We start from the raw sequence: 25,233 nt of genomic DNA, 5'->3' as shown, positions 1-25,233 counted from the left end.
CCAAAAGCAATCATTGAAATCCGGCTGGGTGGCCAAATTTAAAAGGTTTAAAGGAGTCATGTGTCCAGTTTTATCAGCCAGTTTCTGCGTTTGGTCCTGAAACTCGTTTTGGCCGCTTTCGGCATCGTGTTCGCGCTCAGCCTGCTGGCCGCCACGCTGATTTTCCTGGTCTGGCGCCAGCTGGTTGGCCTCTTCACCGGCAAAAAGCCCCCACCGCTCATGGCGTTTGGCAAATTCCAGCGCTTTTCGCCCCAGGACATCTGGGCTGCCGGCGCAGGCGGCTCGCAGGCCGGCAAACAGGGTGAGGTGGTCGACGTTGAAGTCCGCGAAGTGCGCGACGACCAGCGGCTGCGCTGATTCCACAGTTTCCTCCGCCCATCGCATTCCTTTGTCGCTACTTATTTGATAGCTGCTCACGTGCATATCCATTGCCTGGAGGCCGATTTATTGGCTAAAACCGGGTATAACACCCCATATTCCTGCCAAAGTCACCCTTTAAGGCTGGCTTAAGCCTGTCAAATGGCTCCCAGTGCATACTTGCAGCAAGTTAATGCACTTATTACATACAAAAAAAGTTTCGAATGACCCCGCCTTGAGCCCGTAATGCAATGCGGAGCCATTCGCCTACAGATACAAAAGCCCTCCGCGGCTGTTGAAGTTTGCGAGTCTCTCTAGAGTGAAAACAGGGGTTAACGCGTATTAGCCTTTCGCTATTCCCCGCATTGAACCTATTGCTTAGCACTCGCTCTAACAGAGTGCTAATATTTGGTATTGAAAGAAGGAGTTTTGCATGTCTTATGCTCTCGCCCCCAATAACCTGACCGCCCGTGAGCTGTCCGCAGCCAATCCTGCGAACTCCGTCGGCGCCGTCAACCCGTGGTCGCTGCTGCCCCCGCTCGGCAACCTGGACGCCTACATTTCGGCGGTCAACCGCCTGCCCATGCTCACCCTTGAGCAGGAGCAGGAGTTCGCCCGCAAGCTCAAAGACAGTAACGACATCGAGTCGGCCGAGAAACTGGTGCTGTCCCACCTGCGCCTGGTCGTGGCCACCTCGCGCAAATACCTGGGTTATGGCCTGCCCCATGGCGACCTGATCCAGGAAGGCAACATTGGCCTGATGAAGGCTGTCCGCCGCTTCGACCCTGATCAGGGTGTGCGGCTGGTGAGCTACGCGCTGCACTGGATCAAGGCCGAGATGCATGAGTACATCCTGAAAAACTGGCGCATGGTCAAGGTCGCCACGACCAAGGCCCAGCGCAAGCTGTTTTTCAACCTGCGCTCAATGAAGCAGGGTTTCAAGGATGATGCCGATGTGGCGACGCACCGCGACACCCTGAGCGAAAGCCAGATTGACTCGATGGCCAAAACGCTCAACGTCAAGCGCGAGGAAGTCATCGAGATGGAGCAGCGCATGTCCGGCGGCGACGTGCTGCTGGACCCCAGCCCCAGCGATGACGGCGAAGACGCGTTCGGCCCCATTGCCTACCTCGCAGATGCCACGCAGGAGCCATCGGCACTGATGGAATCGCGTGCCCGTGACTCGCTGGCCAGCGATGGCATCAGCACGGCGCTGGGCGAGCTGGACCCGCGCTCGCGCCGCATCGTGGAAGAGCGCTGGCTGAAAGTGAACGACGACGGTTCAGGCGGCATGACGCTGCATGACCTGGCCGACGAGTACAAGGTCAGCGCCGAACGGATTCGCCAGATTGAAGTCGCGGCGATGAAAAAGATGAAGAAGACGCTGGCTGCCTACGCGTAAGGCGCGGCAGCCTCAAAGCAAAAACCTGCGCCGGTCGCCCGGCGCAGGTTTTTTTAATGCTTGGTGGAATTCAGGCGCTTTTCAGCAGCTGGCGAATGTCCGACGTGAAACCCGCCACATCGTTGCCGTAGCGGCTATAGAGGCGCAGGTTGCCTTTGATGTCGAACACATAGCTGCCAGCCGTGTGGTCCATGCTGTAGCTGCCCGGGGTTTTGCCGTCTACCTTCTTGTAGTAGATCTTGAAGTCTTTGGTGACCTGCGGCAGCTGCTCCATGGTCGGGCGCAATGCGAGAAAGCTGGGGTCAAAGTTACCCATGTAGGCCTTGAGCACTTCGGGGGTGTCGCGCTCCGGGTCTACCGAGATGAACACCGCCTGCAGCTTGTCCCCATCGGCGCCCAGGTTCTTTTTGATCTGCGCCAGCTCGGCCATTGAGGTGGGGCACACGTCAGGGCACTGCGTGTAGCCAAAAAACACAACGACCACCTTGCCGGCGAAATCTTTGACCGTGCGCACCTTGCCGTTCTGGTCGGCAAGGGAAAAGTCTTTGGCGTAGTCGGCGCCGGTCAGGTCAATCGACTTGAACTGAGGTTTTTCATCGCCTGAGCAAGCGGCCAGCAAGCCCGCGGTAGCGGCGGCCAACGCGCCGCCCGCCAGCACCCTGAGCGTGTTTCTTTTCTGATTCATGGAAGATGGCAGCCTTTAAATGATGTAGTGATCTACCAGAAGCGCCGCAAAAAGCACCGACAGGTGAATCAGGGAAAAGCGGAAGGTCTTGCGCGCCAGCGCATCCGAATAATTGCGCCACAGCCTGAAGCCGTACCAGCTGAAACCGAAGCTCAGCACAATCGCGGCCACCAGATACAGCCAGCCGCTCATGTGAAAGGCAAACGGCATCACGCAGGCCGGGAACAGCACCAGCGTGTAGAGAAACACCTGCAGACGTGTGAACTCATTGCCGTGCGTCACCGGCAGCATGGGCAGGCCGGCCTTGCGGTAATCCTCGACGCGGTAAAGCGCCAGCGCCCAGAAGTGCGGCGGCGTCCACAAAAAGATGATGAGGAAAAGAATCAGCGCCTCGGGGCTGACCGCGCCTGTCATCGCAGCCCAGCCCAGCACCGGCGGCATTGCGCCAGATGCGCCGCCAATCACGATGTTCTGGGGTGTCATGGGCTTGAGGATCACGGTGTAGATGACCGCGTAACCGACAAAGGTGGCAAAGGTCAGCCACATGGTCAGCGGGTTGACCCAGAAGTAAAGAATCGCCGAACCGGCAGCGCACAGGGCAGCAGAGAAAGTGAGTGTCAGCGTGTTGCTGATCTGGCCCTGAGCGGTTGCACGCCAGGACGTGCGCTTCATGCGGGCGTCGATACCCTGCTCTACCAGGCAATTGAACGCGGCGGCGGCGCCGGCCACCAGCCAGATACCGGCACAGGCGATGAGGCCAAGCTTCACCTCGGCCCATGAAGGCACACCAGGCACAGCCAGCACCATGCCTATGAGCGCGCAGAACACAATGAGCTGCACAACGCGTGGCTTGGTCAGCGAATAGAACTGCCTGAATTTGGAGGGCACGGGCAGCGCAACCGGTACGGATGCAGCGGTGACAGGTGCGGTGGAATTGGTGGGGTTCATGCGGTCAGTCTCGAAGTACTCAATTTTGACGCACTGCGGCGCCCAGCGCGGCGCGTGTACAGAAAACCGTGCCTGTGAGCACAATCACCAGCGCCGCTGCGCCGCCTGTGTGCATCACCGCCGCCAGCATGGGCCAGCCCAGCAGCACATTGCCCAAGCCGGTGGCGACCTGCAACAGGGCCAGGCCCAGCAGCCATTGGGCCTGCCCGCGAAGGGCGCGAATACGGTAGAGGCGCGCGGCAAGCACCAGCATGGCAACAAACACAATATAGGCGCTCAGCCGATGGACGTAATGAATGGCCGTCAGGGCCTGGAAACTGATGTTGGCGCCGTCATGGCCTGCGCCCAGTTCGCGCCAGAGCGTGAAACCCTGCCTGAAATCCATGGCCGGCCAGAGCGAGCCCTGGCACGACGGGAAGTCGGTACACGCCAGCACGGCGTAATTGGTGCTGACCCAGCCGCCAAGCGCAATTTGCAACCACAGAAGCCCGAAGGTGGCGAGTACGAGGACACGCACCGGCTGGCTGACCACGACTGGCAATTGCGCACCCTGTGCCTGCGCGTAACGTACCGACTGGATCTTGAGCAGCGCCAGCAGCACCAGCCCGCCCAGCAAATGCATGGTGACGATGGCTGGAAAGAGTTTCATGGTCACCGTCAGCGCACCGAACGCGCCCTGCAAACACACCCAGATCAAGGTAAATGTCGGCCACCATGGCGAGATTTGCATACGTTTTTTTTCCAGCCAGCTGGTCGCGGTGAGCGTCAGGATAAGCACCCCCACACCGGTTGCCAGGTAGCGGTGAATCATTTCAATCCACGCCTTGGAATGCGTCACCGGTCCGGTGGGCATGGCGTTTTGTGCAGTTTCAATGTGCATCTGCGCACCCACAGGGCTGGCATGGCCGTAACAACCCGGCCAGTCGGGGCAACCCAGGCCGGAGTCCGTCAGTCGTGTGAAGGCACCAAAAATCACAAGATCAAAAGTGAGGAACAAGGTGACCAGCGTGAGCACCTGCAAACGCCGCGCGACAGGCGCCTGGCGATTGCGCAACCATACCCAGGCCAGCGGCCCCATGGCCACCACCAGGCCCATGATCATCAGGCGGATCGCTGGGCTGAGGTCGTAGAGATCAGTCATGCGATCGCCTCGCTTTCAGGCCGTAGGTGCCGTGGAACCGGCTCTGCTGGGCCACTGGCGCCGCCCCCAGAGAGGGGGAAAGGGCTACACAAAGTGAGCCCGATAGGGGAGAGCTCGTAATTCGGCTTTGCCGGGCCGCAGGCGGGCGGCCCCCTCGGGGGGCAGGGAACGACACGCAGTGCGCGACCGTGGGGGCCGTCATCTGCCTTCCTTGTCCCAGCTTGAGGATGCGCGCATGAGGCGGTCCAGATCGCGCTTGGCTTTCGCTGCGCCCGCTGCGTCCATATTGGCGGGGAAACGCATCATCCAGTTGCCCAGTGGATCAACCAGGTAAATATGGTCTTCAAGCTTCTGCCCGTCTGCAGGTAGCAGCCACTGCGACAGCGCAGCCGCAGGCACACGCAAGGTCGTCGATGACGACAGCGCAGGCATCAGGCGCGGGTCCACTGCAGCCTCGTCGTTGACAAGCCAGATCCAGTCAAGCCGGTCTTTTTCCTTGCCCAGCGCTTCGCGCAGCTGGCGCTGAAAATACAGGCGCTGCTGGCAGGCCGCATCACAGGCTGCACCGGACACACTCATCAGCAGCCACTGGCCTTTTAATGCGGCGATCTGGCCGGGTTTGCCGTCCAGCGTGGTGGTTGGCATGACGGGCAGGGGGCGTTGCGGATCGACAAGCTCACCGTAGTTGCGGCGGCCTTCAGGGCGAATGACGTAATAGGTAAAGTAGGAAGCAATGACCGGGGACGCGCACACCAGCAGCACGGCAATCATCTTCCAGCGGCCGACTGCGGTGCGAGGCGCATCGCGGCCAGGTGTGGGCATGCTGTGCACGGTCAGGCTGAGCGGCTCATCCGCAGCTGCAGGCGACGGCGTTGTCGAAAGATTGTCAGGATTCGGTGAGGTCACGGTGATTTATTTGTTGGCTGCTGCTTGCGCCGCAGGGGACTGATGACTTGAAACCAGATATACAGAAAGACGGTCAGCGCGCACAGGGCGAACCACTGGAAGGCGTATCCATGGTGTTTTTCAATGCCCAGATTGGGCGGAGCCCAGTCGCGGTGCAAACCTTCACTGGATGGACCCGTCTGCAACAGGGACACACCCATCAGCGGCAGGCCAGTCTCTGCGGCAAACGCCTGCAGGTCCATATTTTGCCGGATGCGGCCTGCCTCAATGCCCTTGAACTCATATAGCTTGGACGGCGGCGGGGCAATACGGCCCTGTACCGCCACAAGGCCTGCGGGTGTGGGCACATCAGGCAGGCGGTTACGGTCCGTGAAATCACGCTGCACCCAGCCGCGCTGCACAAGAATGACTTTGTTGCTTCCTTCAAGCGCCAGCGGGGTGACCACTACAAAGCCGGTCTTGCCGCTCATGGGGCGGTTGTCCAGGAAGACGGTGTGCTGCGGCTGCCATGTGCCGCGCAACAGGACGGGACGGTGTATGGCATCTTCAACGGGTGTGATGGCGAGCAGGGCAGCAGCATCTGCCAGCGCGTGCCCGGACTGCGTGGCAATCGCTGTCTGCAGCGCTTCTTTTTGCGCAGCGCGGCGCAGTTGCCACTGGCCAAGCGAAAAAGTCAGGGCGGCGACGAGAACGCCAGCAAGCGTCACGATCCAGAACCGCGGGGACAGCAGGAAAGCCTTCACGGGCGGATAATCCTGCTCATGAAATATCTCGTTGCGCTCGCATTTATCGCCATTCTGGGCAGCCTGGCCTCGGCACTGTTTTTCATGATGAAAGACGGCAGGGACGGCAAGCCCAAAACCAACAACATGGCGCGCGCGCTGACATTTCGCATCGGGTTGTCTGTTCTGCTGTTTGTCTGCATCCTGATTGCCTGGAAACTGGGCTACATCCAGCCGACGGGTATTCCGGCCGGCAAATAATTCAAAATACCAAAAAGAACAAAGGCCGCATCATGCGGCCTTTTTAGTGCTGGGTTGCCGGCTGCAAGTTCCGGCCTGCCGTCAGGCCTAGAGCCAGTACACGAGGATGTAGAGGCCGAGCCAGACCACGTCCACAAAGTGCCAGTACCAGGCAGCGCCTTCGAAGCCGAAGTGTTTGTCGGCCGTGAAGTGACCCTTTTGCAGGCGCAGCGTGATGAACAGCAGCATCAACATGCCGACGAACACGTGAAAGCCGTGAAAGCCGGTCAGCATGTAGAAGGTGGACCCATAAACGCCGGACGTGAGCTTGAGGTTCAGGTCAGCATAGGCATGGCTGTATTCATAACCCTGAACAAACAGGAAGATCAGGCCGAGGGCAACCGTCACCCACATGAAGGCGATGGTGCGGCTGCGATGGTTCTCACGCAGCGCGTGGTGGGCAATCGTCATGGTCACGCCAGAGCTCAGCAGCAGTGCGGTGTTGATGGTCGGCAGCCAGAAAGGGCCAACGGTCTGGAAAGGTTCGATGATGTTGGCAGGCGAAGCCGTCACGCCTGCAGCCATGCTGGGCCACACGGCCTTGAAGTCAGGCCAGAGCAATGCGTTTTCGAGATCGCCCAATGCAGGCACCGAATGCACACGCGCCCACCAGAGTGCGGTGAAAAATGCGCCGAAAAACATGACTTCAGAGAAAATGAACCAGCTCATCGCCCAGCGGTATGACAGGTCGATCTTGTAGCCGTAAAGGCCGCCTTCGCTTTCACCGATGGACTGGCTGAACCACTGGTACAGGACACCCCACCACCAGAGCATGCCGAAAGCCAGGGAGAACGCACCCCAGGTGTGGCCGTTGATCCACTGCGCCGCACCAAAAATGACAAAAAACAGGCCGATGGCCGCCATCACCGGGTGACGCGACGGTGCCGGTACAAAGTAGTACGGGGTGGTTCCTGCGGGGGTTGCTGAAGACATTTTCAAACTCCTGTTTCGCTAATTCTCTGATTTCAAATTCAATACGGTGGCAAAGGCTTATTTGCCTGCCACCCAGGTAGCCAGAAGAATCAGGCCACCTACAAATACGACAACGCCGATAAAGCCGACGATCACAATGTGCACGGGGTTAAGCTGCGCCACATCTTTTTCATAATCACCGCGCGCACGCAAACCGACAAAAGACCACATCACCGCCTTGATGGTCCGGAATACGGAGCCCTTGCGTTTGTGCACCGGGGCAGCCTCAGGGGTGTTCATGAGCCGGATGCCTGTGCCACATCGGCAGCCACCTTCAATGCCGGTGCATTCAAGGCCTGCGGCGGCGCCGGCACCTTGCCGCCAACTTCAAAAAAAGTGTACGAGAGTGTGATGGTGGTCACGTCTTTCGACAACCTGGGATCAATGACAAAAGCCACCGGCCACTGTTTCTTCTCGCCGGGCGCCAGCGTGTACTGGCTGAAACAAAAACATTCCAGCTTGTTGAAGTGTGCGCCGGCCTGCGCCGGTGCATAGCTGGGAATCGCCTGTGCGGACATGGTCCGGTCCTGCACATTCTGGAATTCGTACATCACAGTGGTGAGTTCACCTGGATGAACCTTGAGGCTGTTTTGTGCCGGCTTGAAGTGCCAGGGACCGCGCGCATTCGCATCAAATTCGACGGTGATGGTGCGGCTCAGATCGACATGCGTGTTCGCCGGCATCTTCGGCGTCGCGCCAGGAATCTGCCTGTCGCCCAGCGCGAGCACGTTGATGCCGGTCATCTCGCAGATCGCCTTGTAGATGGGCACCAGCGCGTAGCCAAAACAGAACATGCCGAGAACGATCACGCCGAGCTTTCCGACCATCCTGAAATTTTCGCGCCTGATCCGCATCACATCGGCACCGGCCTAGCGGCCAAAAAAGATCATGCGAACCATGAAGCCGGCAAAAAACACGACCGCAACAGACGCCAGGACCAGGGCCAGACGCAGGTTGTTCTTTTTTTGCTCGGGTGTGGTCATTGCAAAATAGTCGATGGACAGGTCAGCCGATCACGCGGGTTGCAGTTGCATCCAGCTTGGGCGGGGTTTCAAAGGTGTGGAAAGGTGCAGGCGAAGGCACTTGCCATTCGAGGCCCTCGGCGCCCTTGAGGCCATCGTCGTCCATCCAGGGGTTGGCCTTGGCCTTCACGCCCTTGCCGCGCATGGTCGGCAGCACGATGAACAGGAAGAAATAAACCTGTGCAAAACCGAAGAAAAAAGCACCCACGCTGGCAATCGCATTGAAGTCGGCAAACTGCATCGGGTAATCGGCATAGCGGCGCGGCATGCCTGCAAGACCCAGGAAGTGCATGGGGAAGAAGGTGACGTTGAAGGAAATCAGCGACCACCAGAAGTGGATCTTGCCGCGGGTTTCGTTGTACATCACACCCGTCCACTTTGGCGACCAGAAGTAGTAACCGGCAAACATCGCATACAGCGAGCCGGCCACCAGCACGTAGTGGAAGTGGGCGACAACGTAGTAGGTGTCCTGCAGTTGCGTATCAATCGGCGCGACCGACAAAATCACGCCAGTCAGGCCCCCGATGGTGAACACGAAGATGAAGCCAACCGCAAACAGCATGGGCGTCTCGAAAGTCATCGAGCCCTTCCACATGGTGGCGATCCAGTTGAACACCTTCACGCCCGTAGGCACTGCGATCAGCATGGTCGAGTACATGAAGAACAGCTGGCCGGTCACCGGCATGCCGGTGGTGAACATGTGGTGCGCCCAGACGACAAAGCTCAGGATGGCGATGGATCCGGTGGCGTAAACCATCGATGCATAACCGAAGAGGCGCTTGCGTGCGAACGCGGGAATGATGTGGCTGATGATGCCGAAGGCCGGCAAAATCATGATGTAGACCTCGGGATGGCCGAAGAACCAGAAGATGTGCTGATACATCACCGGGTCGCCGCCGCCGGCAGGGTTGAAGAAGCTGGTGCCGAAATGGCGGTCGGTCAGCGTCATGGTGATGGCGCCGGCCAGAACGGGCATCACTGCAATCAGCAGGTAGGCGGTGATGAGCCAGGTCCAGCAGAACATCGGCATCTTCATCAATGTCATGCCGGGCGCACGCATGTTGAGGATGGTGACGATGATGTTGATCGAGCCCATGATGGACGAAGCGCCCAGGATGTGCATTGCAAAAATACCTGCATCCATCGACGGGCCCATTTGCAGCGTCAGCGGTGCGTACAGGGTCCAGCCGGCTGCAGGCGCGCCACCGGGCATGAAGAAGGAAGTTGCAAGCATCAGGCCGGCAGGAATCATCAGCCAGAAGCTGAAGTTGTTCATGCGGGCAAAGGCCATGTCGGCCGCACCGATCTGCAGCGGGATCATCCAGTTCGCAAAACCCACAAAGGCCGGCATGATGGCGCCGAACACCATGATCAGGCCGTGCATGGTGGTGAGCTGGTTGAACAGCTCGGGGTTGACCAGTTGCAGGCCGGGCTGGAAGAGCTCGGCGCGGATCAGCAGCGCAAGCACGCCACCGAACATCAGCATGAAGAAGCTGAACAGCAGGTACAGCGTGCCGATGTCCTTATGGTTGGTTGCGTAAACCCAGCGGCGCCATCCTGTCGGTGCGTGGTCATGATGATCGTGGTCATCATGCGCATGATCGCCGTGTCCGTGGGGGTCTAGAACTGCACTCATCTTGGCTTCCTTTGGTGGCTTGTGCCGGGTAACTTTGTCATTGCGGCCGACGGGATGGTCTGGCGGCTGGGAATATGGGAGTCTTTAACGCTGAGCCGCTTACTTGCGGGCCGCCAGAATTTCAGCGGGCTGAACCAGCTGGCCGGTCTGGTTGGACCAGTTGTTCTTGGTGTAGGTTGCCACTGCGGCCAGGTCGGTGTCGCTCAGCGCCTTCCAGGAAGGCATCGCGCCACCGACAGCGCCGTTCAGCAGGATGGTGATCTGTTTCTGGTGGTCTGCATCAAGAACAATGGCAGAGCCGTCAAGCGGCTTGATCGGGCCGGCACCCTTGCCGTTGGCCTGGTGGCAGGCTGCGCAATTGGCCGCATAAACCTTCTCGCCGCGCGCCTTGAGGTCCACCAGCGTCCAGACCTTGGCCGGATCGTCAAGCCTGGCCGCAGCCTCCTTGGACTTCACGGCAACCCATGCGGTGTAGTCGGCCGCCGACACCACCTTGACGTGGATGGGCATGTAAGCATGTTCCTTGCCGCAGAGCTCCTGGCACTGGCCGTAGTAGTCGCCGATTTTTTCGGCACGGAACCATGTGTCGCGGACGAACCCGGGAATCGCGTCCTGCTTGATACCCAGCGAGTTCACGGCGAAGGCGTGGATCACGTCATTGGCGGTCGTGATGATGCGCACCTTCTTGTTGACCGGCACCACCATCGGGTTGTCGACCTTGAGAAGGTAGTTGTCAGGCACATCGACGCCCTTGGGGCCGCCGTTGTTGGACATCTCGCGCTGCGCGTTATCGAGTGTGGAGACGAAAGCAATGCCTTCGCCCTCGCCCTTGATGTAATCGTAGCCCCACTTCCACTGCATGCCAGTGGTCTTGATGGTGAGGTCGGCGCTGGTGGTGTCCTTCTGGGCCACCAGTATCTTGGTGGCCGGCAGGGCCATGGCGATCACGATCAGGAATGGAACAACGGTCCAGGCGATTTCCACCAGCGTGGACTCATGGAAATTGGCCGCCTTGTGGCCGACCGACTTGCGGTGCTTCCAGATGGAATAGAACATCACGCTGAACACCGCAATAAAGATCACGATGCAGATGATCATGATGAACCAGTGCAACCAGTGCTGCCCTTCGGCGATTTTGGTGACTGCGGGGTGCAGGTTGAGCTGATTGACAGCCGGACCGCCAGGCAAATCCTTGACGGCATAAGCTGCGGTGCTGGCCCAGGCGGCTACGAAAGCCAGTGTCATGGCGGCACGTCTGGCCATGGACTGGGTCATTTTGCTTATGGTTTTGCTTACGTTCATCGTGATCACTTTTATGGCTTCCATTGCTGGTCGAATCGCTGGCCTGACTGCTTAGCAAGGCGTCCGGCTTAATTTAACCTGCTGATTATAAAGTTAGCGCAGAGCCCGCCATGCATCGCCTGATGATTTATGACGGCCAACAGCTTGAAAAAGGGTTTCTGCGCAGTGCTTTCAGGGGGCCTGCAGGGGCCGGGAAGCTCTCAGTGCAAAACGGATTTCACGCGCCAGCTCCGGTCTGAGTTCAGGGCGCAGGTGCCGGCCCACACGTACCGACTGCCCCTGCCCGGAGACTTCTATCAGCGAGCCATCACCGCTTTTGGGCTCGACCCTCACCCACTGGCGATTGAATTCTGCACGCTGCATGCGGCCGCCGTTTTCGAGTTCAACCACCAGTTGCCCGCCCTGCAGCACGATTTTTTCGCCGTCACGTGCATGCCGCGCGTAGACCACAAAGGCGCTGCCCACGGCCAGCAACTCAAGCCAGGCAAAAGGCATGACCATACGCGCACCCTGCAGCCAGAAAAAAATCGCGATGCCCATGGATATGACGCACAGCGACACATAAAGCCACCCAAGCTGGGCAGGTGTCACGGAACAATTGCGTTTAAGCAGCCACTGCACGCTGTCTGAAGCGCGCTGGCGGTCATCCTGGACGGAAGACACGCTGGCAAAACGGAATGAGGAGGCGGCAAGCGCAGAAGTGGTTTGCAACACGGAGCGACACCTGAAAAAGCAGCGCTGGTAGCGCGCCGCCATAGGCCTGGGAACATGCCCGGAAATACAGTCCGATTATAGCCAGCTTGCCCTCTGGCGCACCGCACGGATCGCCGGTACCAGGGGCTTATGAAGCACCCCTGCCCGCTGAACGACCGTCCTTGAGCATGGCACGCATGTCTTCCACCGACACCGAGCTCATGGCACTGACCTTGAGCCGCGGCTGCGGCTTCAGCGCATGCCCGTAAATCACCTCGAATGTCAGGGCAAGCCGTCCGTCCGGCCCTGTGGCCAGCCGCTGTGCGAGCAGGCTGTCAAGCCGCGCCTTCCACCCGCGCCCGCGCAGGCCCGCAAATCTCGCGGGGTGGAAATTGCGGCCCAGCTCGGCGAGCTCCTGCAACAGGCGCTCAGGTGTTTCATAGGTCAGGGTGATGCGCTCCATGTCCATCACCGGCTCGGCAAAGCCTGCCTGCACCAGCATGTCGCCCCAGTCATGCATGTCGGTCAGTTCATGGCCGGCAGGCGGCCAGCCCAGTTCCCTGTAAAGCCCGCGCAGCTCGATCGCGGTATCAGGCCCCAGGCAGGAGAACATCAGGAAACCGTTGACCCTGAGCGCCTTGTGCCACTCGGCCAGCAGCGTCTGCGGGTCGGCCGCTTCATGCAGGGCCATATTGGCCCAGAGCATGTCCACACTGGCTGGCGGCGACATTTCAAAACGCGTCTTTGGGCCAAACCAGCCTGCAGGATTCCACCAGGGCAAGGCCACCGCCTGAACGGCCTGACTGACTTTGGCTTGCACCGCTTCAGCGACAAAACATGCCGCCTGCGGGTATTTCTGCGACAGCTTCTCGTGTGCTTTCAACCCACCGCGCACCGCTCCCCAATGGGCCCAGGCCAACGGCGCCAGCCTGATCCACTGCAGGCGGTCCATCATGCGGCTGGCCACTTCCTCATGCAGCCATGGCGACTGCGCAGGCGCGACCTGCTGCCAGCGCGCTACAGCACGCGGGTCCAGTGTGGGTGGGCGCTCGGTGGTGGTCATGGGGGAGGTGATGGAGCAAACCGCAAGGGCAGGCAAGCTCGCGAGTATATTGACCCCCGTGTTCCAACGCCTTCTCAGCCCCGCATACCGCCCTCAATGGGCCGGGCTATACAGCCGGTGCGCCGTGTGCCACAGCTGGCCTGCCAGCCAGGTCTGCCAGGCCTGCACGTCGCGCTTTTCACCGCACCTTGCGCGCTGCACGGGCTGCGCGCAGGCATTGCCGGTCGACCTCTCCATGGGTGCACTCCCCGGCCCCGGCCTCTGCATGGACTGCATCAGGACCCCCTCGCCACTGGATGCCATGCTGGTCGCGACCTCATATGCCTACCCATGGTCAGACCTGATCACCCGCTACAAATTCGGCGAGCAGCCCGGCTGGGCGGCCTTTTTCGCCGGTTTGCTGCTGCAGGCGCCGGGCGTCAGGCAGGCACTTGCAGGCCTTGATGCGCGCGATCTCATCATCCCCATGCCGCTGTCGGCCGAACGCCTGCAATCGCGCGGCTTCAACCAGGCCTGGGAACTGGCCAGTGCGCTGGCCGGGCAGTCGGCCAGCCCTGCCAGGGCAGATGCCCTGCTCTTGCTGCGAACAAAAAATACCCGCCCGCAGACCGAACTGAAGCGCGAGGCACGGCTGGCCAACGTCAAGGGTGCTTTCCAAATTGATCCGCTGCGCCTGGCCGAGCTCTCTGGCATGCGTGTGGTGTTGATTGATGACGTGGTGACCAGTGGCGCGTCAATCTTCACGGCGGCGCGTGTGCTACGTGCGGCAGGCGCCAGCAACGTCACAGCTATCGCCATCGCGAAAACCGACCTCGCCTGATCAGGCTGCCTGCCCCGGCGACAATTCACCGATGTTCAATATCGTCCTGGTCGAGCCGGAAATCCCACCCAACACCGGCAACGTCATTCGCCTGGCGGCCAACACCGGCTGCCGCCTTCACCTGGTGGAGCCGCTGGGGTTTTCGATGGACGACAAACACATGCGCCGCGCCGGGCTGGACTATCACGAGTACGCCCAGCTCACGCGCCACGCGGACTGGGCGGCCTTCCTCGACAGCGAAAAACCGGCAGCCGACCGGCTCTTTGCCCTCACCACCCATGGCGCCCGAAACCTCTACGATGCGGCTTTTTTACCCGGCGACTGGCTGGTCTTCGGGGCCGAGACCCGCGGGCTTTCGGAACAAGTTCGCAAATCGTTTGCGCCCCAGCAACGACTGAAAGCGCCCATGCAACCCGGTCAGCGCAGCCTGAATCTGTCCAATACGGTAGCGCTCACTGTCTTTGAAGCGTGGCGCCAGAACGGGTTCGGGGGAATGGCGTCCATCCCGCCGGGCTGACTGCATTTTTTGCACACCCAGCCTGGGGTCGCGCAGGCGACACAACCGTTTTGCTTTAGAGTTCGCCGCCTTGAAAGAAGTCCGGGAAAACCCTAAACTTCAGGCATCAAGCTTTAAACCTAAAGCAATTCGATGCAAGTCAATCCGACCGGACCAACTCGCGTACCCCCATACTTCCTTGCAGTTCAAAAGACTCGCAGGAGCCATTCCGTGAACATGCTCATTCAACGTATTTTCGGGACCACGATCCACGGTGGCAGCAGCGCCATCAACCGCAGGCAATTGCCGATCGAACAGATCAGGCACAGCCTTCGCCGCACGCTGGACGACTGCAAGGACAAGGACTTACGCGCCCAGCGCGTGATGTTCAAGATCAATGCCGCCAAAACCCCGGCCGACCTGTGGATGCTGCGCAGTGACCTGCACCAGTGCATTGCACAGGTGCACAGCCAGCGCGTGGCCGTCGAGCGTATCAACAGCCTGGTCGATGTGTTTGAAGGCTGGATTCCGCCTTCACAATTGACACGGATTCAGGGATAAAACCGCGCCAGCGATTCGGCGACGCAGACAGGCCTGTCGCCGCCCTCGCGTTCCACCACAGTATTCCACGTGAACTGTATGCCCCCCTTGTCTATGGGCGTGGCGGCCAGCAGGGTCATGCGTGCGCGCAAGCGGCTGCCGACAGGTACCGGCGCAGTGAACCTGACCTTGTTCAGCCCGTAGTTGACGCCCATGCGCGAGTTCGTCACTTCGAACGACGACTCCATGAAAAACGGCAGCAGCGACAGCGTCAAAAACCCGTGTGCAATCGGCCCGCCGAAAGGCCCGGCGGCGGCTTTTTCGGGGTCGACATGAATCCACTGGTGGTCATGCGTGGCATCGGCAAACTGGTTGACCTGCGACTGCCCAATCACGGTCCAGTCGCTGACGGCCACTTCCTGGCCCACACAGGCGGCCAGGTCGGCCAGGGTTTGAAAGGTTTTCATGGGCTGACTTTAGCGCCGTAAGCAGCGCCAAAGCCCTTGTCACTGTCTGATCTGTGACAGCGGAAGCCTCAACTACTTGTTGAGCCAGTCGCAGATGCCTTGCCACTGCTCCAGATCCTTGCCGACCCGCCCCGGCGACACGTCAAACACACTCAACCCGCGCGCAGCAAGGTGGATGTAGTTCTGCGTATCGCGCAGGTAGCCCAGCACCGGCAGGCCAAGGTTGTCGACAAAGTCGTGCAGCTTGTCAGCCGCAATCGTGCGCGAATCCACACGCATGCCGACGATGCCGACCTGCACCTTGCCGGCGCGGCGGTGCTCGGCCAGTTGGTCCAGAAAGGCACGCGTGGCAAAAATATCAAACACACTGGGCTGCAGCGGCACGATGATCTTGTCGGCCACTTTCACCACCTCGTTGAGGCGAGAGCCATGCAGGCCGCCGGGGGTGTCCAGCACCACGTGGGTGGTGCCTTTGGGCGGCTTGACCAGCTCTGAAGTGACATCCCAGCTCGCGATGGGCCGGGCTGCCGGCGGGCGCAGGCCCAGCCACAGCGCGGTGGACTGCTGCCTGTCCGCATCGCCCAGCATCACCGCGTGGCCCTTGCTGGCAAAGTAGCCGGCAACGTTGGTGGCAAGTGTCGATTTGCCGACGCCTCCCTTTGGATTGGCAATGACGACCACGGGCATGGGAATCTCCTCAGGGGTTGTTATCGGGGCCGCATTCAGGCGGCTGACGTTGCTGGCACTGACACCACGTGCATGGCGCCCGGCTTTTCCGCTATGGTAACGGCATGGCAAGCATTCCCACAACCACCGCCCCGACCGACGCCGGCACGCCCGCCAACGACATCTATGTCATCGCGGCCCATCCGGCCTGGCGCGAATCACGCGTCAACCGCCCCATGATGGAAGCCGCGCAGGCATCGCCGCGCACAAAGGTGCAGGACCTTTATTCAAGCTACCCCGACTACGCCATCAACGTGCCCGCCGAACAGGCCGCCATGGCCAGCGCCAGCCTCATCGTGCTGCTGCACCCCATCCAGTGGTATTCCATGCCGGCACTGCAAAAGCTCTGGATGGATGAAGTGCTCACCTACGGCTGGGCCTATGGCAGGGAAGGCAGTGCGCTGCAGGGCAAGGACTTGTGGCTGGTTGCCACCACGGGCGGGCCTGAAGACTCCTACCACCCGCAGGGCTACAACCGCTATTTTTTTGATGCATTCCTGCCGCCCTATGAACAAAGCGCCGCCCTCTGCGGCATGCGCTTTTTACCGCCGCTGATATTGCACGGCGCGCACAGTGTGGATGCTGAATCCGTCGCCCGGCACATCCAGACATTCAGGGACAGGCTGAACACTTACCCCGACTGGCCCGAGATGGACGAGCTGGAGCAATGCGCTGCCTGCGTCGTACCCATGAACGACAGGCCCAAACCTGACCCGGCGGTGACCCGGCCATCGTTTGCCAGCACCATCACATTTGATGATGATGCTTCAGCCCCGGAAATGAAAAGCGCGGGGGCAACGAAATGATTGAGCACGCCCCCTCCTGGCTGACCAACAGCTTTATCTATCTCGCCGCTGCAGTCGTGGCGGTCCCCATCGCCAAAAAGCTGGGACTCGGCGCCATCATTGGCTACCTCGCTGCCGGCATAGGCATAGGCCCCTGGGGGCTGGGGCTGGTCACCAATGTGCAGGACATCCTGCACTTTGCCGAATTCGGCGTGGTGCTGATGCTGTTTCTTGTCGGCCTTGAACTGGAACCCAAACGCCTGTGGAACCTGCGCCGCCCCATTTTCGGCTGGGGCAGTGCGCAGGTGCTGGGCTGCGCCGTCATCCTCATGGCCGTGGCCGTGGCCTTCGGCGTGAAGTGGCAGATTGCATTGGTGGCCGGCCTTGGGCTGGCGCTGTCGTCCACGGCCATTGCACTGCAGGCGATTGGTGAGCGCAACCTGATGCCGACATCCAGCGGCCAGGCAGGCTTCTCCATCCTGCTGTTCCAGGACGTGGCCGCCATCCCCATACTGGCGCTGCTGCCGCTGCTGGGCGCGATGTCTGGCGGTGATGCGGTCGAGCATGGCAACCGCGCACTGGAGGCGCTGAAGATCGTCAGCGTCATTGGCGGCATCATCCTCGGCGGCCGCATTCTCTTGCGGCCGGTGTTGAAATGGATTGCCAACAGCGGCACGCCCGAGATCTTCACCGCCGCATCGCTGCTGCTGGTGGTCGGCATCGCCGCGCTCATGCAGTTTGTCGGCCTGTCGATGGCGCTGGGGGCGTTTCTTGCCGGCGTACTGCTGGCTGAGAGCGAATACCGGCGCGAGCTGGAAACCGACATCGAGCCCTTCAAGGGCCTGCTGCTGGGCCTTTTCTTTATCGCCGTCGGCATGAGCATCGACTTTGGCGTGCTGCTCAAATCGCCTGGCCTGATCGCCGCCATCCTGTTCGGGTTTTTGGGCCTCAAGCTGGTGGTGATCTACGGCCTGGCCAAACTCATGAAACTGCCTTACCAGGAGCGTCCGGTGTTCACCGTGCTGCTGGCCCAGGGCGGCGAGTTTGCGTTTGTGGTGTTCCAGGCGGCTGCGGGCGCCAATGTGTTCTCTGCGGAAACATCGTCGCTGCTCATAGGCGCGGTTGCGCTGTCCATGCTGCTCAGCCCCCTGCTGCTGATTTTTGTCGACAAGGTGCTGCTGCCCAGCTACGCGAAACACAAGGGCCCGCAGCTTGAAGAGATTTCAGAGCAGCAGGAAAAACCCATCATCATTGCCGGCTTCGGCCGCTACGGCCAGATCGTGGGCCGCATGCTGTCGGCCCAAGGAATGTCGGCCACCGTGCTGGACCATGACGCCGACCTCGTCGAAACCATTCGGGCCTTCGGTTTCAAGGTGTTTTACGGCGACGCCACCCGGCTCGATTTGCTGCGCACCGCAGGCGCGGCCACGGCCCGAATCCTCGTGGTTGCCGTCGATGACATCGAGCAGTCGCTGAAGATTGTGGACATCGCGAAAGAGCACTTCCCGCAGCTTGAAATCGTCGCTAGAGCCCGCGATGTGACCCACTGGAACAACCTGAGGGATCGTGGCGTGATGAAGGTCGAACGCGAGCTGTTCGAGTCCAGCCTGCGCAGCGCCCGCTCGGTGCTGGAGCTGCTCGGCCAGCCACCGCACGAGGCGCGCCAGTCCGCCATGCGTTTTCGCCAGCACAACATCGAACTGTTCGAACGCATGTACCCGCACCGCAAGGACCGCAGCAAACTCATCGCTGTGGCGGTGCAGGGACGCCTGCAGCTGGAAGAACAGATGGCGCAGGAGCGCGAGCAACTCGCCCAGCGCCGGCCCGCAAGCTGGGACAAGGAAGCCGGGGCAGGGGCCAGGGAGGGGCCGGTGCCCTGATCCTCCCTGGCTCCCTCTCCTCTTGGGAGAGGGCTGGGGTGAGGGCTCTTCATCTGCGGCTGGATGCGACAGGTTTGAATGCCAAACCACCCCTCACCCCAACCCTCTCCCGCCAGCGAGCGAGGGAGCAAGAAATAAGAAGGAAGCAGCCAAAATTGCTATGAATTCAGTAGCTGCTCACGCCCGTATTTAAAGGGCTGCAGCCATTTTTACGCCTCAAAATCAGCTTTTTTTGACGTTTTTGATGCCAAAACAGGCTGTCGGGCAGCAATCAAAAGCGAGTTTTGCCGTATACGTTAAATTTTTAATGTATACGGCAAAAACACCAATTATCCATGTCATCCGGGGCTTGACCCGGGAGCCCTGCCGGATGTGGGACTGCCGCTCAAGCAGCGCCGGCTGAGGCGTCTGCCGTAGGTGATCTCGCCGGGTCTTGCAGCGCGGCTATTTACCGGGTTTGGCAGGTGGCACCGCTTCGCCATGCGCCCTGGCAAAAGTCAGGATCACTTCCCGCACCACCTTGCGCTGCGGCGCCGGCAGCGTGAGGAAGGCCGTAAACGTTTCCTTGTCCAGGTAGTCCAGTCCCTCGCCCCACTGCTTGCGATGCTCCTGGACGGAATGCCGCACAGCTTCACCGTAGCGCAGTGCGTGCGGCTCGACCTTGAGCCACTCGGCGAGCACCTGCAACTTGTCCTGTGAGGGGATGGCTTCACCGCGTAACCAGCGCCGCACCGCCTGCAGGGTGACCGACTTGCCGTAGTAACGCGTGTTGAACTCCCTCTCAAGGATGACTGGCCGCAGCGGATAGCCGGCTTGCGTCATTGCTTCCCGCAGGCGCCTTGCAAATTCTTCTTTTTCGGTCATGACCTGAAACTACGCAATCAGGCCTTCAAAAAAGAACTGTCTGTTCACTTTAAACTAAACTCTGTGTTTATTTTTTTATTCAACAGGAAGTCATGGCCAACTCCCTTCTGGAGCAATTGCCCGTCATCGTCGCCAACGGCCGCAAGGAGGCCGGGAAGATACAGCGAGGCATTAAAAACCGGCACCGCATGACCTTGCAGACCCGCGAAGTCGTGCTGCCGGCCAGGGGACAGCTTGCACAGGGCCCATCGGACGATCACCCCCCTGGTTCTGCGCTGACCCTGGACAAGCCCTGGGCCAACCGCCTCATCTACGGGGACAACCTGCTGGCCATGGGAGCGCTGCTGGCGGGCGATGAAACAACGCCCAGCCTGCGGGGAAGGGTCGACCTGATTTTTTTCGACCTGCCTTTCGGCGGCAAGGCCAACTACCGCACCGGCAGAATCACGCTGCCGGGGGGTGAACTGAAGCAAAAGCCCACGCCCATCGAGCAGTTTGCCGATTCAGGCACATGGCTTGACGGCATGGCTTTTTATCTCGCCATGATGACGCCGCGCCTGATACTGATGCGTGAGTTGTTGGCGGATACAGGCTCGATTTACCTGCATCTGGAGGGGCATGTGGGGCACTACGTGAAGGTGCTGCTGGATGAGGTTTTTGGGCAGGGCAACTTCACAAGCGAATTGATCTGCAATCAGCAAATGGCGCATGACGGCTCCAGCGGTTTGTTCCCCGTGGCGCATGACGCCCTCCTGTCCTTCGGGAAATCCGCTGCCTGTCACTTTCAGGCCCACTATCGGGCTCAATGCGAGCCGCATTCAGAAAAACCCATGAACGACAGCCAACGGGCTGAAAAGCTGCTCGAACGGATCATCCGGGCATCGTGTCCGGAGAAGGGCCTGGTCGCAGACTTCACCGGCGGTTCCGGCAACACTGCCGCAGCAGCCGAAAAATCCGGCCGCCGCTGGATCACCACTGACGCCGCTAAACCCGCATGCATGATCATGCGAAAGCGCCTGGTTGACCAGGGCGCAACACCCTTTCTCTACCAGACCGTGGGCGACGGTCCTGCAAAGGCCGCAACAAGCGCCAAAGCTCCCCTGGTTCCCGACTGCCGTATCGGCGATCTTTCGCACATCGTGCTCTCCCTGTACGGTGCACTCCCGCTGCCTCAGGACGTCAATCCGGAGTGCAATCTGGGCCAGATTGCAGGCATTGCCCTCGATGCACATCGCAGCAGCAAAACGCTGGTGCTGGCCGACTCCCCCAACAAGCTTACAGACGCGGCCACACTCGCAATGGCGATTGCCCAACGCGACAGGCTGATGGGCGGCTGGGAAAAGGTGGTGGTGCTGGGCTGGAACTTTGAGCCTTCAATGGGTGAAACGATCACCGCGCTGAACGATCCCCGGCTGGAGGTTCTGGTGATTCCGCCAGACCTGATGGACAGGCTGAAGTAAAAAGGCAGACTGGACAAACTGCGCGGGCAGTTGCGGTTCTCGTCGCTGCAACACCTGACGATTTACCCCATTGAACGCAGGACAGAAGGCGCGCAAGAGACCCTGACGGTCAAGCTCAAAAACCATGTGCTGCTCTCACCTGGAGCCATCAACCTCGACGATGCCAGCCGCGCCCGGCTTCAGGCGGTGATCGAAAGGGAACCACTGGCCCTGATCGACTATTGGGCGGTGGACCCGGACTACGATGGCAAGGTCTTTCGCTCCGTCTGGCAGGACTACCGGGGCAATACCGCCAGCGGCCAGGACGAACTTCGCGTCGCCACACAAGCGCTTGTCACAACAAGTGCAAAAGCCGGGCCGCGCAAGGTTTGTGTGCGGGCTGTGGACGTCTTTGGCTTTGAGGCAGAAGTGGTGAGTACGGTGGCGAACTGGACTTTGCCCGTTGAGGCCGCAAGCCAGCGCCTCGCTGCAGGAGCGCCCGCTTCGGATGGGCAGCAATCGCTATCAATTCAATAGCTGCTCTCGCACGTCCCTATTGACCTGGGGGCCAATTTGATACCTGGAAACGGCTTTTTCAGAGGCTTTTCAGGCCTTCGGCCTGCCCGAAAACCGCCAACAAGACCACTGGCAGGCCAAATGTTAACTTCCATATTAACAATTGGCCTTACGGGCCATTCAGGTTACCGGGACAGCCTTTCAGCCTCGCGCCGCTGCTCGATGGCGCGGCGCTCGACGCAGATGGCTGTGTTGGCGAAGGCGGGTTTGGCGCACTGCTCACTCATGCAGGTCTGATAGCCAAGCAGCATGCGGCCTTCGCAGGCCTGTTGCGGGGTAGCGGCAGCCGCAGGGGCTGCGGTGGCTGGGCGGTCGGTGGAATGGCTGGTGGATGGCGATGCGGCGGATGCGGTTTTGGCCGGTGCGGGTTTGGCCGCCTTGTCCTTGTCTTTTTCCTTGTCGGCTGCGGCTTTTTTGGCTGCTGCGGCACGTGCAGTTGCCTGTGCAGAGGCAGCAGCCTGCGGACTTGAAGCTGGCGCAGCAGGCGCCGAAGCAGACATCGATGCGGCAGGGGCAGGCGCACCGGCGGCCGAGGCGGCAGCAGCAGGTGCAGAAGCAGCCAGCATGGCCGATGCCGGATCAGCTGGCGACGATGGCGCGGAGGGCGACATCAATTTGTAGGCAATACCCGCGGCGGCCAGCACGGCAATGGCAGCACCTGCCATCAGGGCTGTTTTGGGTTTGGCAGTCGCGGACGCAGCAACCGGCGCAGCCGCTGCGGGCGCCGCTGCAACTTCAGCGGGCGCGGGAGAGGAAACAGCAGCCACTGCAGGAGCCGCCGTGCCCAGCCTTGTAGCGTCGGGGTCGGCGTCAGCCGCAGCAGATGGCAGGGCCTGGCCAAGCGGCAGCGATGGCGTTTGCGCAGCAACGGCTTCAAGCGCCTGCCAGGCAAGGTCTGTCTTGTCTGCAGTTTTTTCATCAGCATCACCGGCAGGGCCGGCCTGCAGCCCCGTCCTGTCCGGCGTGGGCGAGCCGCTCAGTTGCGTGACGGTGCCAGACCGCGTACCCACATCGGATTCATCGCCAGATACGCCGAGCTTTTTCAGGCGGCGGCGCGCGAGGTCAGCGTAAATGCCAGACGGAAACTTGGCGAGGAAGCCCTGGATGTCTTCCACATCAACCGATTCCTTGATGTCTTTCCAGTAAACCAGCTCCAGTTCCTGCGTGACGATGGAGGAACTGGTGGCACTGGTTCCGCTTGTACCGCTGTTCGTGCTGACGAGCGACTCGCCAGCCAGCATGGTGGCTGTCCAGGTGGCGTTGCTGCCCTTGCCCGGCACGGCTGCGGGCGGCACCACGGTGATGTCGTTGGCATCGCGGCAGGCGGCTGCCAGCGCGTTTGAAAACTCCTGCGCAGTGGGGTAACGCTGGTCGCGCGATTTGGCAAGCGCCCTGGCCACCACGGCATCAATGGCCGGTGGCAGGCGGTCGTTGTAGTAAGTCGCCGCAGGCGGCGTGTGGTTGACGATCTGCTGTATGACTGCAAAGTCGGTATCGCCATCAAAGGGCCGCTTGCCGGTCAGCAACTGGTAGAGCACTACGCCGGCAGCGTAAAGGTCGGCGCGCGCATCAATGGGCCGGCCCTGCAACTGCTCGGGCGACATGTATTTGAGCGTGCCGACGATGGTGCCCTGCGTGCGTGTGGCCTCGCCTGAATCCTGGATGCGCGCCACGCCGAAGTCGGCCAGCTTGACTCTGCCATCGGGCTCTATCAGCAGGTTGGCGGGCTTGATGTCGCGGTGAACGATGTTCTGCCGGTGTGCGTAGTCCAGCGCAGACAGCAGGTCGGCCATGATGCGCTGGCTTTGCTCCAGCGTGTAACGCTCGCCCTTGTCCAGATGGTGCTTGAGGTCGTCGCCCTGGATGAATTCCATGACCAGGAAGGCAATGTCGCCGTCGCGGTCTGAGTCGTAGACGCTGACGATGTTGGGGTGCTGCAGGCGCGCGGCGGAGCGGGCCTCGGTACGAAAGCGCACTTCGTATTCGGCGGCCGACTCGTCGGAGAGGTTTTCGACCTTGATGGTCTTGATGGCGACGCGCCGGTCGAGGTTGGGGTCCCGGCCCTCGTACACCAGCCCCATCGCCCCCTTGCCGAGCACGCGGACCAGATCGTAACGGCCAAGCTTTTTAAGACTCATGAGGGGTGGCAAAAGTGAGAAGGCGGGAGGGCGAGACAGGACCGGAACCTAGCCTCGAAGCAAAAAAGATTCTAGCCTGCATGTCCCGTGCCAGGCCGGGTTTTATGGGGCTATACCGCCAGCGTTCCGGTCAATTACGTACCGAAAACGCGATCAGAGGCGCGTTGTCATCAGCCTGCTCGCAGCCCGGCACGATCTGCCCGCTGCCGACCAGGTAACACTCGGTGCGCCGCAGCACCACGGGCTCACCCTGGTTGCCCAGGTAGACCCAGGTGCCGTAGCTTGATGCATCGGTCAGCACGAAATGCCCGCCGCGCCATTCCAGCGTGGCATGCATGCGCGAGACACGCGGGTCGTTGACAGAGAGCGTGGCGTCTGGCGAACGGCCCAGGCTGAGCTTGCCGCTTCTGGAGTCAAGCCGCACGCTTTTGCCGCCGAACTCCAGCTGCAGAAAACCCTCATGGTTGACCGCGAACATCGAACGGCCGGCCATGGTGGCGTCTTCATCGCGCCCGGTCTGCCACTCGACGCGGTAAACGTGGCTGGCTTCCGCCCTGCCCCGCAAATACATGGGTCCCATGCTGCGCAGCGACGCTTTTTGCACCGGCAGCAATGTTTTGAAAACGTGTTCAGTGGTGAGGATCTGCGCCGCACCGGCCAGGTCGGCCAGCCGCGCGGCAGAGTTGACGGTGTCGCCAAAACAGTCGCCGTCAATCTCGACGACTTCACCCGACTCTATGCCTATCTGCATCTGCACCGGCGCGCCTGTGCCGCCGGGCTGTATGGGTTTGCCCTCCAGCCGCTTTTGTATGTTGATGCAGGCAGCGAGCGCATCGCCCTCGGACTCGAACACCACAAACAGCCCGTCGCCCAGCACCTTGACCACACGCCCGTGGTGCTGCTCGAACACCTGGCCCAGCACGCCCATCAACTGGTTCACAAAGCGCGACGCAGCCTCGTCCCCCAGCCGCTCGTACATGCTGGTACTGCCTACAAGATCAGCAAAAACGACAGTGGTCATGGAAGTGGCTCAAGGACTGGCGAAGCAGACGTCAACACGCTGGCATGCGTCACAAAAAATTGTTGTCAATATATCAGTACCCCTTTTGAGAAACCCGTCGCAACAGACATCCGGATGAACAAAGCCGCCGTCATGCCTACACCATGTCGGGCTTTATCCGGGCGCTGATCCGGGTACCATGCGCTTGGTTTTGCGAGCATTCGAATGATAAAATCTCACTGTCAGTTTCATCAAAAAAATCATATTGATCATTCATAATGATTTTTACCGGTGCAATCGATTCGGGTTGACGAAATCCTGGTCGCCAGGTCCATCAGCCACCTTTTTCCAAG

29 protein-coding genes are annotated in these 25,233 nt (G+C 60.5%); 10 read left to right on the top strand and 19 right to left on the bottom strand.

Annotated elements, in window-relative coordinates; all coding sequences use genetic code 11:
* Positions 1-60: 60 nt before the first annotated feature.
* Together HYX42_RS07900 and rpoH are read left to right on the top strand one after the other, a co-directional pair.
* A complete protein-coding gene (locus tag HYX42_RS07900; protein WP_293401585.1) occupies positions 61-357 on the top strand; it encodes a hypothetical protein in 297 nt (98 codons plus the stop codon).
* Between the two features lie 433 nt (positions 358-790).
* On the top strand, positions 791-1,759 hold the full coding sequence (gene rpoH, locus HYX42_RS07895; RefSeq protein WP_293401583.1) for an RNA polymerase sigma factor RpoH: 969 nt from the start codon (positions 791-793) through the stop codon (positions 1,757-1,759).
* A 70-nt stretch (positions 1,760-1,829) separates the two neighbouring features.
* Here the strand turns inward: rpoH and HYX42_RS07890 are convergent, their stop codons facing one another.
* From HYX42_RS07890 to HYX42_RS07870, 5 genes are all read right to left on the bottom strand, one after another.
* Positions 1,830-2,444, bottom strand: a complete 615-nt coding sequence (locus HYX42_RS07890; RefSeq protein WP_293401581.1) for an SCO family protein — start codon at positions 2,442-2,444, stop codon at positions 1,830-1,832.
* A gap of 15 nt (positions 2,445-2,459) precedes the next feature.
* Positions 2,460-3,392 carry a heme o synthase gene (cyoE, locus tag HYX42_RS07885; protein WP_293401579.1) on the bottom strand — a complete coding sequence of 311 codons (933 nt, stop codon included), beginning with the start codon at positions 3,390-3,392 and terminating at the stop codon, positions 2,460-2,462.
* 19 nt (positions 3,393-3,411) lie between these two features.
* The gene (locus HYX42_RS07880; RefSeq protein ID WP_293401577.1) at positions 3,412-4,533 is read right to left on the bottom strand and encodes a heme A synthase; all 1,122 of its coding nucleotides are present in this window, start codon (positions 4,531-4,533) and stop codon (positions 3,412-3,414) included.
* Between the two features lie 198 nt (positions 4,534-4,731).
* Positions 4,732-5,355: a hypothetical protein gene (locus HYX42_RS07875; protein WP_293402429.1), complete on the bottom strand. Its 624-nt coding sequence runs from the start codon at positions 5,353-5,355 to the stop codon at positions 4,732-4,734.
* Between the two features lie 80 nt (positions 5,356-5,435).
* Positions 5,436-6,182: an SURF1 family protein gene (locus HYX42_RS07870; protein WP_293401575.1), complete on the bottom strand. Its 747-nt coding sequence runs from the start codon at positions 6,180-6,182 to the stop codon at positions 5,436-5,438.
* An 18-nt stretch (positions 6,183-6,200) separates the two neighbouring features.
* On the opposite strand from HYX42_RS07870, the gene HYX42_RS07865 reads away from it, so the two are divergent.
* A complete protein-coding gene (locus HYX42_RS07865; RefSeq protein ID WP_293401573.1) occupies positions 6,201-6,422 on the top strand; it encodes a twin transmembrane helix small protein in 222 nt (73 codons plus the stop codon).
* Positions 6,423-6,509: 87 nt separating this feature from the next.
* Here HYX42_RS07865 and HYX42_RS07860 read toward each other — a convergent pair whose 3' ends face one another.
* The 9 genes from HYX42_RS07860 to HYX42_RS23210 form a co-directional block, all read right to left on the bottom strand.
* Positions 6,510-7,394 carry a cytochrome c oxidase subunit 3 gene (locus HYX42_RS07860; RefSeq protein WP_293401571.1) on the bottom strand — a complete coding sequence of 295 codons (885 nt, stop codon included), beginning with the start codon at positions 7,392-7,394 and terminating at the stop codon, positions 6,510-6,512.
* A 57-nt stretch (positions 7,395-7,451) separates the two neighbouring features.
* Positions 7,452-7,673, bottom strand: coding sequence for a DUF2970 domain-containing protein (locus HYX42_RS07855; RefSeq protein ID WP_293401569.1), 222 nt, complete (start codon positions 7,671-7,673; stop codon positions 7,452-7,454).
* The gene (locus HYX42_RS07850) at positions 7,670-8,287 is read right to left on the bottom strand and encodes a cytochrome c oxidase assembly protein (RefSeq protein WP_293401567.1); all 618 of its coding nucleotides are present in this window, start codon (positions 8,285-8,287) and stop codon (positions 7,670-7,672) included. The genes HYX42_RS07855 and HYX42_RS07850 overlap by 4 nt, the downstream gene beginning before the upstream one ends.
* Positions 8,288-8,302: 15 nt before the next feature.
* Positions 8,303-8,416 (bottom strand): cytochrome oxidase small assembly protein, encoded by a 114-nt coding sequence (locus HYX42_RS07845; RefSeq protein WP_293401565.1) that lies wholly within the window; start codon positions 8,414-8,416, stop codon positions 8,303-8,305.
* Between the two features lie 22 nt (positions 8,417-8,438).
* Positions 8,439-10,091 (bottom strand): cytochrome c oxidase subunit I, encoded by a 1,653-nt coding sequence (ctaD, locus tag HYX42_RS07840; protein WP_293401563.1) that lies wholly within the window; start codon positions 10,089-10,091, stop codon positions 8,439-8,441.
* A 99-nt stretch (positions 10,092-10,190) separates the two neighbouring features.
* On the bottom strand, positions 10,191-11,354 hold the full coding sequence (gene coxB / locus HYX42_RS07835) for a cytochrome c oxidase subunit II (RefSeq protein WP_293402428.1): 1,164 nt from the start codon (positions 11,352-11,354) through the stop codon (positions 10,191-10,193).
* 210 nt (positions 11,355-11,564) lie between these two features.
* Positions 11,565-12,056 carry a DUF2244 domain-containing protein gene (locus HYX42_RS07830; RefSeq protein WP_293402427.1) on the bottom strand — a complete coding sequence of 164 codons (492 nt, stop codon included), beginning with the start codon at positions 12,054-12,056 and terminating at the stop codon, positions 11,565-11,567.
* Between the two features lie 178 nt (positions 12,057-12,234).
* On the bottom strand, positions 12,235-13,149 hold the full coding sequence (locus HYX42_RS07825; RefSeq protein WP_293401561.1) for a methyltransferase domain-containing protein: 915 nt from the start codon (positions 13,147-13,149) through the stop codon (positions 12,235-12,237).
* 93 nt (positions 13,150-13,242) lie between these two features.
* Positions 13,243-13,386, bottom strand: a complete 144-nt coding sequence (locus tag HYX42_RS23210; RefSeq protein ID WP_366931140.1) for a hypothetical protein — start codon at positions 13,384-13,386, stop codon at positions 13,243-13,245.
* Between HYX42_RS23210 and HYX42_RS07820 the strand changes: the two genes are divergently transcribed.
* From HYX42_RS07820 to HYX42_RS07810, 3 genes are all read left to right on the top strand, one after another.
* A complete protein-coding gene (locus HYX42_RS07820) occupies positions 13,385-13,969 on the top strand; it encodes a ComF family protein (protein WP_366931139.1) in 585 nt (194 codons plus the stop codon). The genes HYX42_RS23210 and HYX42_RS07820 overlap by 2 nt on opposite strands.
* A gap of 31 nt (positions 13,970-14,000) precedes the next feature.
* Positions 14,001-14,486 carry a tRNA (cytidine(34)-2'-O)-methyltransferase gene (locus tag HYX42_RS07815; protein ID WP_293401557.1) on the top strand — a complete coding sequence of 162 codons (486 nt, stop codon included), beginning with the start codon at positions 14,001-14,003 and terminating at the stop codon, positions 14,484-14,486.
* Positions 14,487-14,696: 210 nt separating this feature from the next.
* Complete coding sequence (locus HYX42_RS07810) at positions 14,697-15,026, top strand: hypothetical protein (RefSeq protein WP_293401555.1); 330 nt, start codon at positions 14,697-14,699, stop codon at positions 15,024-15,026.
* Here the strand turns inward: HYX42_RS07810 and HYX42_RS07805 are convergent.
* Together HYX42_RS07805 and HYX42_RS07800 are read right to left on the bottom strand one after the other, a co-directional pair.
* The gene (locus tag HYX42_RS07805) at positions 15,017-15,472 is read right to left on the bottom strand and encodes a MaoC family dehydratase (RefSeq protein ID WP_293401553.1); all 456 of its coding nucleotides are present in this window, start codon (positions 15,470-15,472) and stop codon (positions 15,017-15,019) included. The genes HYX42_RS07810 and HYX42_RS07805 overlap by 10 nt on opposite strands.
* 72 nt (positions 15,473-15,544) lie before the next feature.
* Positions 15,545-16,159 carry a ParA family protein gene (locus tag HYX42_RS07800; RefSeq protein WP_293401551.1) on the bottom strand — a complete coding sequence of 205 codons (615 nt, stop codon included), beginning with the start codon at positions 16,157-16,159 and terminating at the stop codon, positions 15,545-15,547.
* A gap of 104 nt (positions 16,160-16,263) precedes the next feature.
* Between HYX42_RS07800 and HYX42_RS07795 the strand changes: the two genes are divergently transcribed.
* A complete protein-coding gene (locus HYX42_RS07795) occupies positions 16,264-17,004 on the top strand; it encodes an NAD(P)H-dependent oxidoreductase (RefSeq protein WP_293401549.1) in 741 nt (246 codons plus the stop codon).
* Entirely contained in the window at positions 17,004-18,863 is a 1,860-nt protein-coding gene (gene kefC, locus HYX42_RS07790; protein WP_293402426.1) for a glutathione-regulated potassium-efflux system protein KefC, read from the top strand. The genes HYX42_RS07795 and kefC overlap by 1 nt, the downstream gene beginning before the upstream one ends.
* A 444-nt stretch (positions 18,864-19,307) precedes the next feature.
* Here the strand turns inward: kefC and HYX42_RS07785 are convergent, their stop codons facing one another.
* Positions 19,308-19,727, bottom strand: a complete 420-nt coding sequence (locus HYX42_RS07785; protein WP_293401547.1) for an XRE family transcriptional regulator — start codon at positions 19,725-19,727, stop codon at positions 19,308-19,310.
* 92 nt (positions 19,728-19,819) lie between these two features.
* Here HYX42_RS07785 and HYX42_RS07780 point away from each other — a divergent pair, with 92 nt between their 5' ends.
* Complete coding sequence (locus HYX42_RS07780) at positions 19,820-21,187, top strand: site-specific DNA-methyltransferase (protein ID WP_293401545.1); 1,368 nt, start codon at positions 19,820-19,822, stop codon at positions 21,185-21,187.
* Between the two features lie 30 nt (positions 21,188-21,217).
* Positions 21,218-21,703 (top strand): hypothetical protein, encoded by a 486-nt coding sequence (locus tag HYX42_RS07775; protein ID WP_293401543.1) that lies wholly within the window; start codon positions 21,218-21,220, stop codon positions 21,701-21,703.
* 164 nt (positions 21,704-21,867) lie between these two features.
* Here the strand turns inward: HYX42_RS07775 and HYX42_RS07770 are convergent, their stop codons facing one another.
* Both HYX42_RS07770 and HYX42_RS07765 read right to left on the bottom strand, forming a co-directional pair.
* Positions 21,868-23,880, bottom strand: a complete 2,013-nt coding sequence (locus HYX42_RS07770) for a serine/threonine-protein kinase (protein ID WP_293401541.1) — start codon at positions 23,878-23,880, stop codon at positions 21,868-21,870.
* A gap of 130 nt (positions 23,881-24,010) precedes the next feature.
* Positions 24,011-24,901: an adenylate/guanylate cyclase domain-containing protein gene (locus HYX42_RS07765; protein WP_293401539.1), complete on the bottom strand. Its 891-nt coding sequence runs from the start codon at positions 24,899-24,901 to the stop codon at positions 24,011-24,013.
* Positions 24,902-25,233: the final 332 nt, after the last annotated feature.

Origin of the sequence: Polaromonas sp., assembly GCF_016185115.1 — a bacterium.
Taxonomy (GTDB): domain Bacteria; phylum Pseudomonadota; class Gammaproteobacteria; order Burkholderiales; family Burkholderiaceae_C; genus Polaromonas.
The sequence above is the reverse complement of the archived record's forward strand: the minus strand, read 5'-3'. Positions and strand labels throughout refer to the sequence as shown.

Coding starts and splice junctions, on each gene's coding strand:
- rpoH (WP_293401583.1), top strand. CDS start 791: ATGTCTTATGCTCTCGCCCCCAATAACCTGACCGCCCGTGAGCTGTCC.
- HYX42_RS07890 (WP_293401581.1), bottom strand. CDS start 2,444: ATGAATCAGAAAAGAAACACGCTCAGGGTGCTGGCGGGCGGCGCGTTG.
- cyoE (WP_293401579.1), bottom strand. CDS start 3,392: ATGAACCCCACCAATTCCACCGCACCTGTCACCGCTGCATCCGTACCG.
- HYX42_RS07880 (WP_293401577.1), bottom strand. CDS start 4,533: ATGACTGATCTCTACGACCTCAGCCCAGCGATCCGCCTGATGATCATG.
- HYX42_RS07875 (WP_293402429.1), bottom strand. CDS start 5,355: ATGCCCACACCTGGCCGCGATGCGCCTCGCACCGCAGTCGGCCGCTGG.
- HYX42_RS07865 (WP_293401573.1), top strand. CDS start 6,201: ATGAAATATCTCGTTGCGCTCGCATTTATCGCCATTCTGGGCAGCCTG.
- HYX42_RS07860 (WP_293401571.1), bottom strand. CDS start 7,394: ATGTCTTCAGCAACCCCCGCAGGAACCACCCCGTACTACTTTGTACCG.
- HYX42_RS07855 (WP_293401569.1), bottom strand. CDS start 7,673: ATGAACACCCCTGAGGCTGCCCCGGTGCACAAACGCAAGGGCTCCGTA.
- HYX42_RS07850 (WP_293401567.1), bottom strand. CDS start 8,287: ATGCGGATCAGGCGCGAAAATTTCAGGATGGTCGGAAAGCTCGGCGTG.
- HYX42_RS07845 (WP_293401565.1), bottom strand. CDS start 8,416: ATGACCACACCCGAGCAAAAAAAGAACAACCTGCGTCTGGCCCTGGTC.
- ctaD (WP_293401563.1), bottom strand. CDS start 10,091: ATGAGTGCAGTTCTAGACCCCCACGGACACGGCGATCATGCGCATGAT.
- coxB (WP_293402428.1), bottom strand. CDS start 11,354: ATGGCCAGACGTGCCGCCATGACACTGGCTTTCGTAGCCGCCTGGGCC.
- HYX42_RS07825 (WP_293401561.1), bottom strand. CDS start 13,149: ATGACCACCACCGAGCGCCCACCCACACTGGACCCGCGTGCTGTAGCG.
- HYX42_RS07820 (WP_366931139.1), top strand. CDS start 13,385: ATGGGTGCACTCCCCGGCCCCGGCCTCTGCATGGACTGCATCAGGACC.
- HYX42_RS23210 (WP_366931140.1), bottom strand. CDS start 13,386: ATGGAGAGGTCGACCGGCAATGCCTGCGCGCAGCCCGTGCAGCGCGCA.
- HYX42_RS07815 (WP_293401557.1), top strand. CDS start 14,001: ATGTTCAATATCGTCCTGGTCGAGCCGGAAATCCCACCCAACACCGGC.
- HYX42_RS07805 (WP_293401553.1), bottom strand. CDS start 15,472: ATGAAAACCTTTCAAACCCTGGCCGACCTGGCCGCCTGTGTGGGCCAG.
- HYX42_RS07800 (WP_293401551.1), bottom strand. CDS start 16,159: ATGCCCGTGGTCGTCATTGCCAATCCAAAGGGAGGCGTCGGCAAATCG.
- HYX42_RS07795 (WP_293401549.1), top strand. CDS start 16,264: ATGGCAAGCATTCCCACAACCACCGCCCCGACCGACGCCGGCACGCCC.
- HYX42_RS07785 (WP_293401547.1), bottom strand. CDS start 19,727: ATGACCGAAAAAGAAGAATTTGCAAGGCGCCTGCGGGAAGCAATGACG.
- HYX42_RS07780 (WP_293401545.1), top strand. CDS start 19,820: ATGGCCAACTCCCTTCTGGAGCAATTGCCCGTCATCGTCGCCAACGGC.
- HYX42_RS07770 (WP_293401541.1), bottom strand. CDS start 23,880: ATGAGTCTTAAAAAGCTTGGCCGTTACGATCTGGTCCGCGTGCTCGGC.
- HYX42_RS07765 (WP_293401539.1), bottom strand. CDS start 24,901: ATGACCACTGTCGTTTTTGCTGATCTTGTAGGCAGTACCAGCATGTAC.